The 15,052-nt window shown below is 36.7% G+C and carries 17 protein-coding genes; 12 read left to right on the forward strand and 5 right to left on the reverse strand.

What is annotated here, in order from left to right; genetic code table 11:
• Positions 1-238: 238 nt before the first annotated feature.
• On the reverse strand, positions 239-628 hold the full coding sequence (locus ILA26_RS03740; RefSeq protein ID WP_292894200.1) for a helix-turn-helix domain-containing protein: 390 nt from the start codon (positions 626-628) through the stop codon (positions 239-241).
• Between the two features lie 130 nt (positions 629-758).
• On the opposite strand from ILA26_RS03740, the gene ILA26_RS03745 reads away from it, so the two are divergent.
• The 4 genes from ILA26_RS03745 (at position 759) to ILA26_RS03760 (ending at position 7,635) form a co-directional block, all read left to right on the forward strand.
• On the forward strand, positions 759-1,406 hold the full coding sequence (locus tag ILA26_RS03745; protein ID WP_292894202.1) for a nitroreductase: 648 nt from the start codon (positions 759-761) through the stop codon (positions 1,404-1,406).
• Positions 1,407-1,537: 131 nt separating this feature from the next.
• Positions 1,538-5,182 carry a C1 family peptidase gene (locus ILA26_RS03750; protein WP_292894204.1) on the forward strand — a complete coding sequence of 1,215 codons (3,645 nt, stop codon included), beginning with the start codon at positions 1,538-1,540 and terminating at the stop codon, positions 5,180-5,182.
• Positions 5,183-5,317: 135 nt separating this feature from the next.
• Positions 5,318-6,862, forward strand: coding sequence for a phenylalanine--tRNA ligase subunit alpha (locus tag ILA26_RS03755; RefSeq protein ID WP_292894206.1), 1,545 nt, complete (start codon positions 5,318-5,320; stop codon positions 6,860-6,862).
• Positions 6,862-7,635, forward strand: coding sequence for an exodeoxyribonuclease III (locus tag ILA26_RS03760; RefSeq protein WP_292894208.1), 774 nt, complete (start codon positions 6,862-6,864; stop codon positions 7,633-7,635). The genes ILA26_RS03755 and ILA26_RS03760 overlap by 1 nt, the downstream gene beginning before the upstream one ends.
• Positions 7,636-7,647: 12 nt before the next feature.
• On the opposite strand, the gene ILA26_RS03765 is transcribed toward ILA26_RS03760, so the two are convergent.
• Together ILA26_RS03765 and ILA26_RS03770 are read right to left on the reverse strand one after the other, a co-directional pair.
• On the reverse strand, positions 7,648-8,343 hold the full coding sequence (locus ILA26_RS03765) for a TIGR02253 family HAD-type hydrolase (protein WP_292894210.1): 696 nt from the start codon (positions 8,341-8,343) through the stop codon (positions 7,648-7,650).
• Positions 8,344-8,378: 35 nt separating this feature from the next.
• A complete protein-coding gene (locus ILA26_RS03770; RefSeq protein WP_292894212.1) occupies positions 8,379-9,062 on the reverse strand; it encodes a DNA polymerase domain-containing protein in 684 nt (227 codons plus the stop codon).
• Positions 9,063-9,249: 187 nt separating this feature from the next.
• Between ILA26_RS03770 and ILA26_RS03775 the strand changes: the two genes are divergently transcribed.
• The 7 genes from ILA26_RS03775 to ILA26_RS03805 all read left to right on the forward strand — a co-directional run bounded on the left by ILA26_RS03775 (position 9,250) and on the right by ILA26_RS03805 (position 12,972).
• The gene (locus tag ILA26_RS03775) at positions 9,250-9,594 is read left to right on the forward strand and encodes a hypothetical protein (protein ID WP_292894214.1); all 345 of its coding nucleotides are present in this window, start codon (positions 9,250-9,252) and stop codon (positions 9,592-9,594) included.
• 73 nt (positions 9,595-9,667) lie between these two features.
• The gene (locus tag ILA26_RS03780) at positions 9,668-9,958 is read left to right on the forward strand and encodes a hypothetical protein (RefSeq protein ID WP_292894216.1); all 291 of its coding nucleotides are present in this window, start codon (positions 9,668-9,670) and stop codon (positions 9,956-9,958) included.
• A gap of 3 nt (positions 9,959-9,961) precedes the next feature.
• The gene (locus ILA26_RS03785; RefSeq protein WP_292894218.1) at positions 9,962-10,201 is read left to right on the forward strand and encodes a hypothetical protein; all 240 of its coding nucleotides are present in this window, start codon (positions 9,962-9,964) and stop codon (positions 10,199-10,201) included.
• 193 nt (positions 10,202-10,394) lie between these two features.
• The gene (locus ILA26_RS03790; protein ID WP_292894220.1) at positions 10,395-10,769 is read left to right on the forward strand and encodes a 30S ribosomal protein S8e; all 375 of its coding nucleotides are present in this window, start codon (positions 10,395-10,397) and stop codon (positions 10,767-10,769) included.
• Positions 10,770-10,875: 106 nt separating this feature from the next.
• Complete coding sequence (gene hypE, locus ILA26_RS03795; protein WP_292894222.1) at positions 10,876-11,895, forward strand: hydrogenase expression/formation protein HypE; 1,020 nt, start codon at positions 10,876-10,878, stop codon at positions 11,893-11,895.
• Between the two features lie 8 nt (positions 11,896-11,903).
• Entirely contained in the window at positions 11,904-12,302 is a 399-nt protein-coding gene (locus ILA26_RS03800) for an RDD family protein (protein WP_292894224.1), read from the forward strand.
• Between the two features lie 31 nt (positions 12,303-12,333).
• A complete protein-coding gene (locus tag ILA26_RS03805; protein ID WP_292894226.1) occupies positions 12,334-12,972 on the forward strand; it encodes a hypothetical protein in 639 nt (212 codons plus the stop codon).
• On the opposite strand, the gene ILA26_RS03810 is transcribed toward ILA26_RS03805, so the two are convergent.
• Entirely contained in the window at positions 12,973-13,422 is a 450-nt protein-coding gene (locus ILA26_RS03810) for a thermonuclease family protein (RefSeq protein WP_292894228.1), read from the reverse strand.
• Positions 13,419-14,105, reverse strand: coding sequence for a CRISPR-associated protein Cas4 (gene cas4 / locus ILA26_RS03815; protein ID WP_292894230.1), 687 nt, complete (start codon positions 14,103-14,105; stop codon positions 13,419-13,421). Before cas4 ends, ILA26_RS03810 begins: the two co-directional genes overlap by 4 nt.
• A gap of 62 nt (positions 14,106-14,167) precedes the next feature.
• Between cas4 and ILA26_RS03820 the strand changes: the two genes are divergently transcribed.
• On the forward strand, positions 14,168-15,028 hold the full coding sequence (locus ILA26_RS03820; RefSeq protein ID WP_292894232.1) for a radical SAM protein: 861 nt from the start codon (positions 14,168-14,170) through the stop codon (positions 15,026-15,028).
• Positions 15,029-15,052 lie beyond the last annotated feature (24 nt).

A 15,052-nucleotide genomic window follows, 5' to 3' on the forward strand; every position in this document is an offset into this window, starting at 1 on the left:
CTGGTTCAATGGTGCTATGCTTAGTAGATTTCATACCTATTGGTCAAGGAAAATTCGAATATTATTACGAATGGAAAGGCCTTGACAAAACAGTAGGTATGGCCTAAGAATCTCCAGCTTCTACAAGCTGGAGAGGTTCAAAAATAAGGAAGGGTTGATTGATGGTTTTAAACAGAAGTTGCATGACTTTGAAATTAATCAGCCGGAAATATTGGATATTTCTCTTTCAAGGGAATACTTATAACAGTATTTCCTCATATCCTTTTTTTATTTCTTCCTTGAACTCTTCGTCTCTTAAATCACCTTCAAGTTCATATAATCCGAAGATAACCATTTCATATAGTATCTTGTTCATTTTTCTTCCCTTTTCGGTAAGGAAGTATTCGACGGTTCTTTTTGTGCCGTCTTCAATCACATTTTTTGAAATCAGTTCCTTATTCTCAAGATATTTCAATGTGTCTGACAATACAACGTTGCTCAGGTTCGGTTTGTCTGCCTTGAATTCATTGAAGTGTTTCTTTCCTGCAAAAAGGTCCTTCATGATTCCAAAAACCCATTTTCTGCTTAACAAGTCATTGACACAATTGATAGGACATGCATCCTTTTGATATATGATACTGTTTTCCATGTTAAAACCCTATTACAATTTTTGTAGTGTAAATATTTAATATTTTAAGGTAAGTTCAAACTAACCTGTAAGTTTTAACTAACTTTTTAGTTTATATTAAATGCGATTTAATATTAGTTTAGGTGATATAATGAAATTTATTGAAGTAATGGAAAAAAGACACTCTTCAAGAGACTTTAAAAAGGATGAAGTGTCTGAAGACACCTTAAGAGAAATTGTAAGGATTGCTGGAATGTCTCCTTCATGGGAAAATTCCCAACCTTGGAACGTATACATCGCAACTGGCGAAACCTTGGAAAAAATCCGTGAAACCTGGATTGCTGAAAACGACAAGAAAATCAAAGGATCCGCAGACATGAATCCTGGACACAGGACAAACTTCTCAGAACGTGGACAAAAGAACATGGCTGACTTCATGGATGCAATCGGAAAATTCGACGATGACGAAGACCTTGAAAACTTCAATCACGTTCAACACATCCTGTTCAACTCTCCTGCTGTAGTGTATCTTACCCTTCCTAAAAACCACACCCAATGGTCAATCTATGACTTAGGTGGATTTGGAATGGGTCTCATGCTTGCCGCAACCGATTTGGGAGTGGACTCCATCCCTGCATATGAGCTCGTCAAATATCCGTACATCTTAAGGGACAACCTACCTATTCCTGAAGACGAGGACATCATCATGGGTATCGCTTTAGGATACGAGTCCGAAGAGCATATCAATGAATATGAATCCCCTAGATTGGACTTGGATGAAATCCTAAAAATCAACTAAATTTTCATCCCATTTTTTTTTCTTTTTTATAATATTGTACAATATTTTTTCCATTTTTTTGAATAAATACTCTCATTTTATTAATAATTAAAAATATATAAATTAGTGTTAAATAATGGGAGGAAAACTTTTTGAAAAGAAAAATATTTTTAATAACTACATTGTTATTTCTAATATTGTGTGTCAGCGCAGTCAGCGCAGAGGATTTAAACCAAACCACTGATGCTTTGGAAATCGATCAGGCTGATGAAAGTTTGGAAATCTCTGACTCTGATGCGTTGTCTGAGAGTTCTGCAGGGTCTTTTACAGACATGTCAAAAGATCTTGATAATAGTCCTCAGGAATATTGGGATATTACTAAGGATTATGCCTTTAATAACCAAACCGATGCTGTTTTCAAGAACGGTAAACCTTTGTCTGTCACTCAGGGCAGTACTTTCACAATCAATGGGAATAATCATGTAATCGATGCTAAAAATCAAGCAATGGTTTTTAAATTAACTGGCGGTACTATAATAATTAATAATTTAAAAATATGCAATGCAAACGCATCTGCAATATGGCTGCAAAATTGTAAGCTGTATACCAATAATGTGACTTTTGAAAACAATTCTGACCCTGGTGAAGGGGGTGCTGTTTATGTTCAGCAGAGTAACTATTACAGCAGCCATGACAAGTTCATAAATAATTATGCTAAGCAGGGTGCATCCATTAAAGGGTTTAATGCTGTAATTGAAGTGGACAACTCAACATTCATCACCAATAAACCTGTTTATTGGGGTATGATTTATGGTTATAACTCTGATATGACAATTAAAAACACCGTTTTCACAGGATTGAGCTCAAGATATGCCACTGCAATCTATGCTGAAAAAGGTGATCAAAAGATTTTGAATTCAAAATTCATTAACTTGCATGCAAATGCTACAGCCGGAGCTATTGGGGCTAAAATAGTTACCTCAATGACAATTGACGGATGTGATTTCATCAATGTCACATCATCCAAAAACGCAGGTGCTGTTTATGTGGATAATTATGGGGATAATAAACATACTTCAACCCTCATAAGCATAAAAAACTCATTGTTTGAGAATTGTTCTTCAAACTTTGGAGGGGCATATATTCAGTTAGGAGGAATATTGCACGTTGTCAGTAGCAATTTTATAAATAATGTCGCTAACTACAATGGAGGTGCGATATATCTGTCAAATACTTTTGTTTCACTTATCAATGACAGGTTCAATAAGAATGTCGCTCATTTGAATGGTGGTGCGCTTTACATTGATGACAGCACTGCTCAAATTAGGGCATGTCATTTTATGGATAATAACGCAGGAACTTATGGTAATGCAACTTATTTATATGACACTAAATATGAAATAAGTAATTCAAAGTTCTCATTTACTAATGGGTACAATATTGCGAGCTTTTTCGATAAGGCAGGTTCATTCTTAAAAGGTAATACAAATGCAAAACTATTAAATGACCAGAAATATATTAATACAATTGTGTCATATGAAGGAAATAAAATAACTTTGGTTCCAAACATTGTCACAAATGCAACTTCAAAGGATTCCAAATTTGATTTGCGTAACTACGTAGTGAATATCAATGGTACCAATGTAAGCTTGGCCGGAGTCGTAAAAGACCAAGGAAACAATGGTGCATGTTGGGCATTCGGTGCTACAGGTGCTCTTGAATCTGCATTCTTGAAAGCAACCGGAATATTGCTTGATTTGTCTGAAAACAACATTCAGGGTGCAGCAACACGTTATACTGAATTCGGGGATACTAAAATTTTCGAAGCAGGATATCCTTATTCCGGAATGGCTCTTTTCCTAGCGTGGTTGTCTGTTCTCGACACAAAACACGACACTTATGATGAGCTTGGTAAGATAAGTCTAGCATCATTTGATCCGTTTATTTCATATCATATTCAAGATGCTGTAATAATACCTGAACGTACTTCTGCATTGGACAATGATAAATTGAAGGATGCTTTGGTGAAATATGGTGGTGTGACTGTACACCTGTATGGTGCAACCGCTAACAACGACTATTATAATCCGAGTACTAATTCAATGTATTATTATGGTAATGAATATGGAAATCACTTTGTGACATTAGTCGGTTGGGATGACACTTATTCAAGAAACAATTTCAAGGTTGCTCCTCCGGGAGATGGTGCTTGGATTTGTAAGAACAGTTGGGGAACCGGCTGGGGCGAAAACGGATACTTCTACGTATCATACTACGACAAAGCCTTTGCAATGGTCAATCCTTCTGTCGCTTATATCATAAACAACACTGAAAACTATAATACTGTGTATCAATATGACATAGGATTCACTTTTAATGGTAATTTTAATAATAAGGATATAAAATTCATCAATAACTATAAGGCTATAAACAATGAACTGATAAGCGCTGTCGGAACCTACTTTGAAAAGGTTGGTCAGAAGTATGTCATAACAATACTTGTGGACGGTAAAGAGATCTACACACAAAGCGGTGTGTCAACTCACGCTGGATTTGAAACAATCAAGTTGAACAAGAAGATTGCGGTCAATGAAGGCCATAAATTTTCAGTTCAAATCATATCAAAATCAATTCCTATACTTGAGAAATCTAGAATCCACTTTGAGTTTGGAAACTCATTGATATTTGATAATGTGGACTCTTGGGATGATTTTGCAAAATACAACAGAACCGCATGTATTAAGGTATACACAGTAACAAACCCTAACCCTGAGGAAGCAAAATACAAATACTGCTCAAAAGGCAACAATGTCACTATTGATCTTGACTCTTCAAATGACGGAAAAAAGGTTAGCATCCTAAAAGACGGTAAAGTTTTAGGAAGCACTACCGTTAGTGGTGGTTCAGCTGAATTTGAATTGGCACTTGACCCTGGAAACTACAGCATCGCCATCCCTTATGATGATGATGAGATTTTAGTGCCTCTTGAGATATTGTATACAATCGAAGTTCCTGATGAGATTAAAGTTGGATACAAAACCGTTGTTGAATTTGACGCTCAGTTCTTTGATGATGAGGGTTATGAATTGTTTGCAGAACTTATACCTGCAACCCTTGACGGTGAAACTGACTATTTCTTCATTGACGACTTTGATGGAACTATTCACATAAAATTGAATGATTTGTCTATCGGAAAACACGTTTTGGTCTTGCAAAACCCTGTTACACTTGAGGAAAGTACCACCATAATCAATGTGATTTCAAGGCTCAGCGGAAACTCAAACGTCAACATGTACTATGCTGACGGATCAAGCTTCAAGGTTCGTGCATATGGTGTCAACGGAAATCCTGTTGGTGCAAATCAAGTTGTAACCATTACATTAAACAAGGTTACTTACAAAGTCAAAACTGATAAGAATGGTTATGCAACCCTTAAAATACCAAACACAGTAAAACCAGGTACATACACATTGACTGCAACCTATGCAGGCCAAACCATTAAAAACACTGTCAAAGTTAATCAGGTATTGAAACTTGCAAAGGTCAAGGTCAAGAAATCCGCTAAGAAGTTGGTTATAAAGGCTACCTTAAAAAAAGGCAAGACTCCTATTAAAAACAAGAAATTGACCTTCAAGTTCAAGGGCAAAAAATACACTGCAAAAACCAACAAGAAAGGTGTTGCAAAAATAAAAATCAAAAAATCAGTGCTCAAAAAACTCAAAAAAGGTAAAAAGGTCAAATATCAAGTGACTTACCTTAAAGACACTGTAAAAAGAACTGTAAAAGTTAAAAAATAGAGAATTCATTTCTCTATTACTTCTTTTTTTTTAAAATCACTATTTTTTCATAAGATTCTTACAATTCATCACTATATTTATAAATCATTTTAAACATATATTATTATATTATTAATCTAGAATTATGGTGTTTAAATGAGTGAGGATATTAAAAAAACCATTAGAGAATTACATATTTATGAAAAGAAACTTTTAAAAGAATTGGACGCAAATCCTGATGCGACTCCTGAAGAGATTGCAGAAAACACTGGCATGGACATCAAGTCTGTCATGAGTGCTGCAGGATCACTTGCATCAAAGGACATCATCGAAGTGGAAAAGGATGTCGAAGAGGAAATCTCATTATCCGAAGCAGGTCAAGAATTCGCTAACAATGGACTTCCTGAACGTAGGATTTTGGATGTTTTGGCTGAAAAACGTGCAATCCACATGAAAGATTTGGCTGATGCAACTGGAGTAGATAAGAAACAAGCAAACATTGCTATTGGATGGTTACGTCGTAAAAATTGGGCTCAAATTGACAAGGGTGAAGTCAAACTCACTGAAAACGGTGAAAACTTCAAGGATAAGTTGGATAATGACGAAGAGTTGCTAAATCACTTGATTGGAGCTAAAAACATTCTCAAGTCAAAGCTCGATGATGCATTTATGGAAGGATTTAAAAAGTTAAACGACAGAAAAAACATTCTAGATATTAAAAAGAACACCTCACATTCATTTAAAATTTTAGATAAGGGTGAAGCTATATTGGATGAAGGCTTTACCATTAAAGAACAAGCTACTCAATTAACACACCAGCAATTGAAAGAAGGTGAATGGAAAAGCTTAGAATATCGTCCATATGATATCAATGCGGAAGCTCCTGTTGTATTTGCAGGCAAAAAACATCCATTAAGGGAAATCATTGATGAAATCAGGGAAATCTTCCTTAATATGGGATTCATTGAGGACAATGGAGAATATGTTGAATCTGCATTCTGGAATTTCGATTCTCTTTTCCAACCACAGGACCACGCTGCTCGTGAAATGCAGGATACATTCTACCTTAAAAATCCATTGACCTGTGACTTGCCTGATGATGATTTGGTTAAGCTTACCGCTGAAACCCATGAGACCGGTGCTGACACAGGTTCCATAGGCTGGCAATATGACTGGAGTGAAGATGTCGCACGCCAAAGTGTTTTAAGAACCCACACAACAGGTATCTCCACAAAACACTTGTTTGAACATGAGCCTCCAATCAAAATGTTTTCAGTAGGAAGGGTATTCAGAAGAGAAACATTCGACTACAAGCATTTGCCTGAATTCCACCAAGTGGAAGGACTTGTCTGCGGTGAAGGAATCAGCTATCAAAACCTTTTAGGTACATTAAAAGAGTTCTACAAGAAACTTGGTTTTGAAGTCAGATTCAGACCTGCTTACTTCCCTTACACATACCTCTCCACAGAATCCGAAATCTATCTCGAAGAAAAGGAAAGCTGGATTGAGCTCGGTGGTGCAGGAATGTTCAGACCAGAAGTTCTTAAACCTTTAGGAATCAATCAGCCTGCTTTGGCTTTTGGTATGGGTATCGAAAGGTTGGCAATGATTAGGTACGACGTTGAAGACATTCGTATGCTTTACAAAAGTGACATCAAATGGCTTCGTGAAGTTCCTCTTTCCCGTGGAGTTAGGTTATAATGTCAATCAAGCTGGTTTCTTGGAATGTGAATGGTATCAGAGCAGTTTCCAAAAAGGATGAGTTTTGGGACTGGTTTGATAATACCGATGCTGACATTATCAACTTTCAAGAGGTAAGGGCAACAGAAAATGACATTCCCAAGAAATTAGCTGACGTTGATGGATTCCATCAGTCATTTAATGAGGCGGAAAAGAAAGGATACAGTGGTGTCGGAACATACTCAAAAATAGAGCCTGTTGAAGTTGTCAAAGGTCTTGGCGTTGAAGAGCTTGACAGCGAGGGAAGGGTTCTAAGAGTTGAATATCCTGACTTTTTCTTATACAATATTTACTTCCCGAACAGTGGGATGAACGCAAAAAGACTCGATTTTAAGGTTGATTTCTGCAATGCATTGCTTGAACAGCTTGTAGAGTTAAAAAATGAGGGTAAAAACGTTGTAATCACTGGAGATTATAATATTGCTCACAATCCTATTGATGTTTACAATCCTAAAAACTGTGAAGGCAAATCAGGATACTTGCCTGAAGAACGTGCATGGTTGGATGAATTGGAGGAAGCTGGCTTTGTGGACACCTTCAGAATGTTTGATGAAGGCGAAAACAACTTCACCTGGTGGAGCTACCGTACACGTGCACGTGAAAGAAATGCTGGTTGGAGACTGGATTATTTCTATGTTAATGAAGAAATGAAAGACAATGTAAAATCAGCTAAAATATTGTCTGACGTTTATGGCTCCGATCACTGTCCGGTAACTTTAGAAATAGAATTTTAAAAAAATTGATGATTATAGGATGGTGTTGACATCACCAATATCATCAACAATTGTAATGTCTAATTTTTCTTTTTTTATGTAATCTCTGTCATCTTCGGTAACGTCAGAGTTTACAAGAATGGCTCTCATTCCAGCGTTGACTGCACCTAATGCATCAGGTTTGAATTTGTTTCCAATCATTACGGACCTTTCAGGGTTTCCTTTCATTTTTCTGAGTGCAACGTCAAATATCAGTCTATTAGGTTTTTCCTTACCGACCTCTTCAGAGGTAATGACTGCATCGAAAAATGAGTGTACGTTAAGCCTTACTAGTTTTTCCCATTGCTTGATGGTGATTCCGTTTGAAATAACTGCTAGACGATATCCTTGGCTTTTAAGATAGATTAAAGTATTGATTGTTTCAGGAAACGGTCTTAAGAGTGCCATTTTAACGTTATGGTAGGTTATCATTCCAAGTGCAACAAGCATAGGGTCTTCATGGCCAAGAACCACTTGGGTTAGAACGTTAAAGTGTTTGCCGTAATTGGATCCTTTTTCACGGATGATTGTTTTTAACACTCCGTATGCTTCATCCTTGTCCAATGGCAATCCGTTATCAACCATCAATCCTATTGCTGCCTTTCTTGCGGTTTCTGCGAAATCAGTTGTGTCAAGTAATGTTCCATCTATATCAAAGAAAACTACTCTGTCATCATCATTTTTAATCATATGATGTTTAATATGTTTTGAAAATATTTAAATTTTTAGAAAAATGCATCAAGGCTTTGCTGGACTTCGCCGACTGCCATGTCCTGCAAGTCCTTTTTTGTGTATCCGAATGAATACATAATCCTTTCAACTGCAGGAATTAACTGATTGTTTATGTAGTAGTCTTTATCGTATTCGTATCCTTCACTGTATTCGTACGGTACCGCTCTTTGGCTTATTGACCCTTTTCCTTTCACTATAATGTATTGTATGATGGTTCCACGGCTTACCCTGATTCCATGTTCCTCTATTTTTTGGGCGGCAACGACATGTGGTCCGATTTGCTTGTATTGGTTTAATGGCTTGGTTATTTGTGTGTGTATGATGAGTTCCTTTCTCTCAACATCGCCCTTTCTAAGTCTTTTCAGGACTTTTTTAACTTCCTTAATGGCTTTGTCAGAATCTCCTTCCTTTAAAATTGCCATTAAAATTGCTTCTTGTGTCTTTTTAACAATTGGTGCCCAGTCTCTTCTGACTAACTCTAATCCTTTTGCTATAATTTCTCCATCTTCAATTACAGCATATCTCTTTTTGCTTACAAAGAACCCTCTTCTGTAAAATCCTTCATATTCCAATTCCATGCTTTCAGGTAGTGTTGAATTAAGATATTTAAGGAATACTTGTGCCTGTTCCTTGATTTCAGCTTCGAGGGCTAACTGTTCTTTTGTCTCTTCAACCATCATGACACCTAATTTAACTATATTTGTTGTAATTATAATAGTTTTCTATTAATTTAATTAATCAAAGTCAATTTTATTGCACTAATTCAATTCCATTTACTTTAAAAAAACTTATAATTACTTTTCAGATGCTCTTGGGCTTTCATTATTAATTATATTGAATATAATATGTTTGAGGTTTGATATTATGAAAAAAAGATTGATTTCAAGCTATGATGAAGAAAACGATATTTTTACAGGAAAAGTCGATGGCGAAAAGGGATTCATCGCAGATTATGGAATTTCAGATGGGGTCTATTTGGAAATTAATGATTCCAATTTGCCAACATCAGTATCCATTTTCAACGCATCAGAAGTTTTAAACATTTCAAAAAGCGTTTTGGAATCCAGTGACGTTAAGATTGACATAGGATGTGATGAGCTTTGCTTCACATTTAGCATGTTCATCGAGAACCTTCCGGTCTTTTCTACAAGATGCAGAAACCATTTTGGAATTCCTAGCATAAATTATCAAATTGATAGTAACATCTAGTTACTATCTTTACTTTTAAATATGATGACTTAAATTAAATGTATTATAGAATAAAAATTATTGTGGTGATACATTGAAAGATTCAAATATTAATGTTAATTCTGCTGATGAAATAGTCATTGTAGTTCCTGAAGAGGCTATTAAGGATGGAGAATTGGAAATTGATTTGGATGAATTAGGTATTGATGTTGAATCTCTTGGTGAAGATGTTAACATTGTCATTCAGGTTGATGGCGCAGAAGCGCTTGACGACGATATTGTGGATGATGAGGATTACCTTGATGAACCAAACGAATGGAAATTCGATGACGACCCATATAATGTGGTTTATTATGAGTTTCCTGATGATTATGATGAGGAATAATAAATGACAAAGGAAATTCCATACTACAGCCTTGATGAGGAAGGCAACTCCACTTGCATGACTTCAAATGGGGATGCATACATCGATGATGGTGATTTGAAGGATTTGCTTCTTGAACTGTTGGGCGACGACGTGTCTCCAGAGGAAATTCAAAAGATTCTTGAAGCGGCATCTGATGAGAACTTGAGCGAAGAGGATTTCGACAACTTGATCGATGAATTTATTTTGAAAAATAAAAATTAAAATTTCTGATTTTGGCCTTGAAAATAAAACATTTATATATAATGATAAAGTAATATTTAATTATCATTATTCTTTAAGGCTCTTTTTTGCTCTCAAAAATTAAGCTATTAATAATCTTGCAAATGGCCTAATTGAAAAGAGACTTATAGACTGCGATTATTATATTACAGATTAATATTTATTAGGTGAAATAATGGCAATTTCTCAAGGAAAATCAACAAGAAGTCCATCCGGTGCAAGAAATGTTGCAAACCGTGGAAAAAGGAAATCAGAATTAGGAAGAGACCCAGCTGAAACTAGGTTAGATGAAAAAAGATTAAGAAAAATCAGAACCCGTGGTGGAAACGAAAAACTCAGATTAGCTACCGGTAACAAAATCAACGTTACTGACGCTAACGGCAAAACCAAAGTTGTTGACATTCTCAACGTAGTTGAAAACACTGCAAACCCAAACTACGTAAGAAGGAACATCATTACCAAAGGTGCTATCGTAGAAACTCCTGAAGGTAATGCTAAAGTAACATCCAGACCTGGTCAAGACGGTGTTATTAACGGAATTTTAATTTAAGATTATATCTTAAATTCTCTTTTTTTTACTCTTTTTTTTCATAATTTTATATACTTGTTCTAACATACATTAACATATTAATTGTTATTTTAATATAGGAGATAAAATGTCAGAAGATAAAATTAGTATGAATCATGGTGCTGGTGGAGAAGTAATGGCTAATTTGATAGCCAGCACAGTTTTAGATAATATCACCAAAAAAAGCGTTAACGGTGGTATTAGTTTAGATGACTTGGATGACGGTGCATCTATACCAATAGGCGATTATGAAATTATCGTAACAACTGACGGTCATACTATTGATCCATTGTTTTTCCCGGGAGGAGACATTGGTAGGATTTCCGCTGCAGGAACAATCAACGACGTTTCTGTAATGGGCGCTAAACCGTTAGCTATTTCAAATGCAATAATCATGCAGGAAGGTTTCCCGATTGAGGATTTGGACAAAATCATAAAATCCTTAAATGAAACCTGTGAAGAAGTTGATGTTGCAGTAATAACCGGAGATACTAAGGTAATGCCTCAGGACAAGCTAGACGGTATTGTTATGGTTACAACAGGTATTGGTTTGGCTAAAAAGGGCGAAGTTGTCCGTGATTCTGGATTGGAAGTTGGAGACAAAATCATTGTCACAGGCAGTTTAGGTGACCATGGTATGAGTCTGATGTCCTTTAGGGAAGGATTTGGTTTTGACACTGACTTGAAGTCAGATGTTGCTCCTATGTGGAATATAATTGAAAAAGCTTTAGAAATTGGAGGAGTTACAGCAATGAAAGACCCTACTCGTGGAGGTTTTGCCAATGCAATTAATGAAATGGCTTCCAAGGCTGGAGTGGGTGTTGTTCTTGAACAGGATGCGATTCCTATTCGTGAAGAGGTTCATGCTGTATCTGAAATGTTAGGTATTGATCCATTTGAAGTAGCAAATGAGGGAAAAGTTGTCATGGGAGTTAAGGCAGATAAGGCTGAAGCTATCCTTGAGGCAATCAAAGGCGAAAAATATGGTGAAAATGCGGCAATAATTGGTGAAGTTGTTGAAGGGGATTATGTTGTTATCAACACTCCTATTGGTGGAGAAAGAATTCTTGAAGCGCCAATAGCAGATCCAGTTCCTAGAGTTTGTTAGGTGATAAAATGGCAACTGTGTTTACAAGAAGAGTCATTGCATATATTATAGATTTCTTCGTGATGTCCGCTTTAATGTGGATTGTTTCATTCCTGTTATTCTCAGCGGTTGGTCACAAAGACTTCTATTCCGTTTATCAGGCTTTGATATATGTTGTGCCGGTTTTAATATTTCTGTATTTTGTTTTATGTGAAAAATTTATGGGAGCTACTGTCGGTAAATCCTTGATGTATCTTCAGGTCAGGTCAAAAAATGGTGCTAAGATTTCTTGGCCTCAAGCGATTGTACGTAATTTGACCAAGATTTACTGGGTTCCTATTGTCTTCGATTGGCTAATCGGCAAATTGTTGAAAACCGATAGGATATTAAATAATATTACAAGAACCATTGTAATCGATGAGGGCTAATCTCATCTCTTCTTATTTTTTTTAGATTTTTATGATTAAAAAAGTTCAAGTTTTATGGTACTTAAACAAGGACGATTTGGAAAACTATTGCATTGATTTTAAAGAGTATAAATCTCATAAACTTGAAGGATATGAAATTGTTGACGTTGACGAGGATTTAATCTACGACTTGTGCGACCGGGATCCTGACAGATTGGAGCCTTTGGGTTATTTTCAGAATAAAAAGGAGCTTCAAAACTATCTGGAAGATACCATTACCAACAATGAGCTTGATTTGGAACTTGACTCTCCCGAACTTAAGGGTAAAATTCAAAAGGCGATTGATTCTGTCGAGTTCAGTGGTGAGGACTACTACATTTCCATTGGCGATGGCATCGGTGAGGATGAAAACAGGATAGCGAGCTGGTTCGATTCTCTCAGGCAGGAATACAACAGCTCATCAAAGGATAACGTATGGGTTTTGGCGGTTACTGGATATGACCCCTATGACCTGTCCTTGACAGGCAGGACATTGTCATTCATTTTGGCGGACATTTTGAATGTCAACGAGTCTTCTCTTGATAACCTCATTCCAAACAAGGGTCATATCTCTGTTGAGGAATGGAATGGGATATTGGATAAGGTGTATAAGAAAAACAAAATCTATTTGGGATTGAATAGGGTTGTTTAACTATACTTCTCCTTTTTTAAATTCGCTCGGTTCGAAATAGGATATTTCAGCCATATTTGCTTTCAATAACTCTTGGTTTATGTCTGAATTGTCTGTATATACGATGGCGAGTGTTCTTCCGTAGTCATCCTGCGGTTTCTTGTCGTCTATGTCAAGATAAACTGTTTTTCCAAGACAATTGTCCTTGACGTATTGTGTCGCTTTTTGTGTTGGCTTTCCGACTTGGGTTAGCTGGACCTTTCCGACACCGTATACCTGGATTGTGTTTCCGTCAATGACCTCTACGCATTTTCCGGCCTTTTCATAGTTTACAGTCTTATTGGCAATTGTCATTGTGCCGGTCTGGTTTTCAATTTCTCCATTGTCGCTCATGAATGTGTTTGCTGCTGTAAAGGCTAGTGTAATCAGAAAGATTGCAAGCAATATTATTGATATTGTTTTCCGGTTCATAGTGCGTTCTCACAGTCATCTTTATATCTGCAGGACCTGCATTTTTTAGGGTTTTTGGTTGGAACGAATGGTTTTGTTCCGTCAATCAGTCCTTGCACCCTGTCGATTGTGAATTTTATTTGTTTTTCAACTTCCGGTGTGAATATCTCTATCCAGAACAGGTTTTCGGTTCCTCTTTCTCTGAGTGCCGCCTTGATTTTTCTCTCTTCTCCTGTCATGTCCTTGTATGCTAGACAGTATGCTCTCACCTGGTTCATTGTTGATTCGTATGGTGTTCTTCCCGGCTTGTCGTCAATTATAACAATCTCTTCAGGTTTCATCCATATCTCATCGATATCTCCTCTTATGCCGTATTTCGGTGAGATTACAGTTACTTCCCTTGACATTGAAGCCTCTGTTTTTGATGCCTCGACCGCATCCTCGAATTTTGCAGGTGTTGCGTCCTGTTTGAATATGTTCTCAAGCTGGTGGTGGATCTTGCTTCCGCTGGTCATTGCCTGTGTAGGTTCCTTTTCTATGCCTTTCATGTGCTCGAGATATAGTTGGTATTCACAATATCCTTGCTTGTTGAGCCAACTAATGGGGAAATTGTTTTTACCTTCAATTATTTGGACACCTTTTATTGAAGGGTGTTGTTTAATCTCGTATTCTGTTCCGTATTCGGTAATGTTTTTTTGTTCCATATTTTACTATTTGTTGATTTAACTATATAGGATTTATTAACGGGGACGATTAATATAACATCATGCATTATGTAAGTTCAAAAAGCATCCTCTCCAGCACAAATTCCATGAATCTTTACAGGGGTTGCAGCCATGGTTGCATATACTGCGATTCAAGAAGTGACGTTTATAACATGAATCACAAATTTGAGGATATTGAAGTTAAGCAGAACGCTTTGGAATTGCTTAAAAAAGAATTAATCAGGAGAAAACCTGCAATGATTGGGACAGGTGCAATGACAGACCCGTATGTTCCCCTTGAGGGAAGGCTCGAATATCTGAGAAAATCCCTAGAGCTGATTTACAGGTACGGCTTTGGATTTACATGCATCACAAAATCCGACTTGATTTTAAGGGACTTGGACCTGATTTGCAAAATAAATGAGAAATCAAAGGCAGTTGTCCAAATCACATTGACCACGGCTTCAGATGACCTGTGCAGAATTGTAGAGCCAAATGTCTGTCCCGCCTCTAGAAGGGTTGAAGTTCTTGATAAATTGAAGGAGAAGGGCATTCCGACTGTTGTATGGCTTTGTCCGATACTGCCCTACATTAACGATACCGAAGAAAACATTAATTCGATTCTTGATTCATGCATAGAAACCGGAGTTAAGGGAATAATAAACATGGGAATGGGCTTGACATTAAGGCAGGGCAATCGCGAATACTTCTATCGTAAACTCGACGAGCACTTTCCAGGATTGAGGGAAAGGTATGTTAGGGAATTCGGCAACAGCTATTCCATACCCTCACCAAATGATGATGAACTGAGAAAGATCTTTGAGAGACGAACGTCTGAAAATGGAATTTTAAACGATGTTGAGGATATCTTCAGCTATTTGCATGAGTTCCCGTCAAAATCCGTTCAATCCAAATTAATCTAAAAAGTTAAATAGCTATTTTTTTAA

Source organism: Methanobrevibacter sp. (assembly GCF_017940815.1).
GTDB lineage: Archaea > Methanobacteriota > Methanobacteria > Methanobacteriales > Methanobacteriaceae > Methanocatella.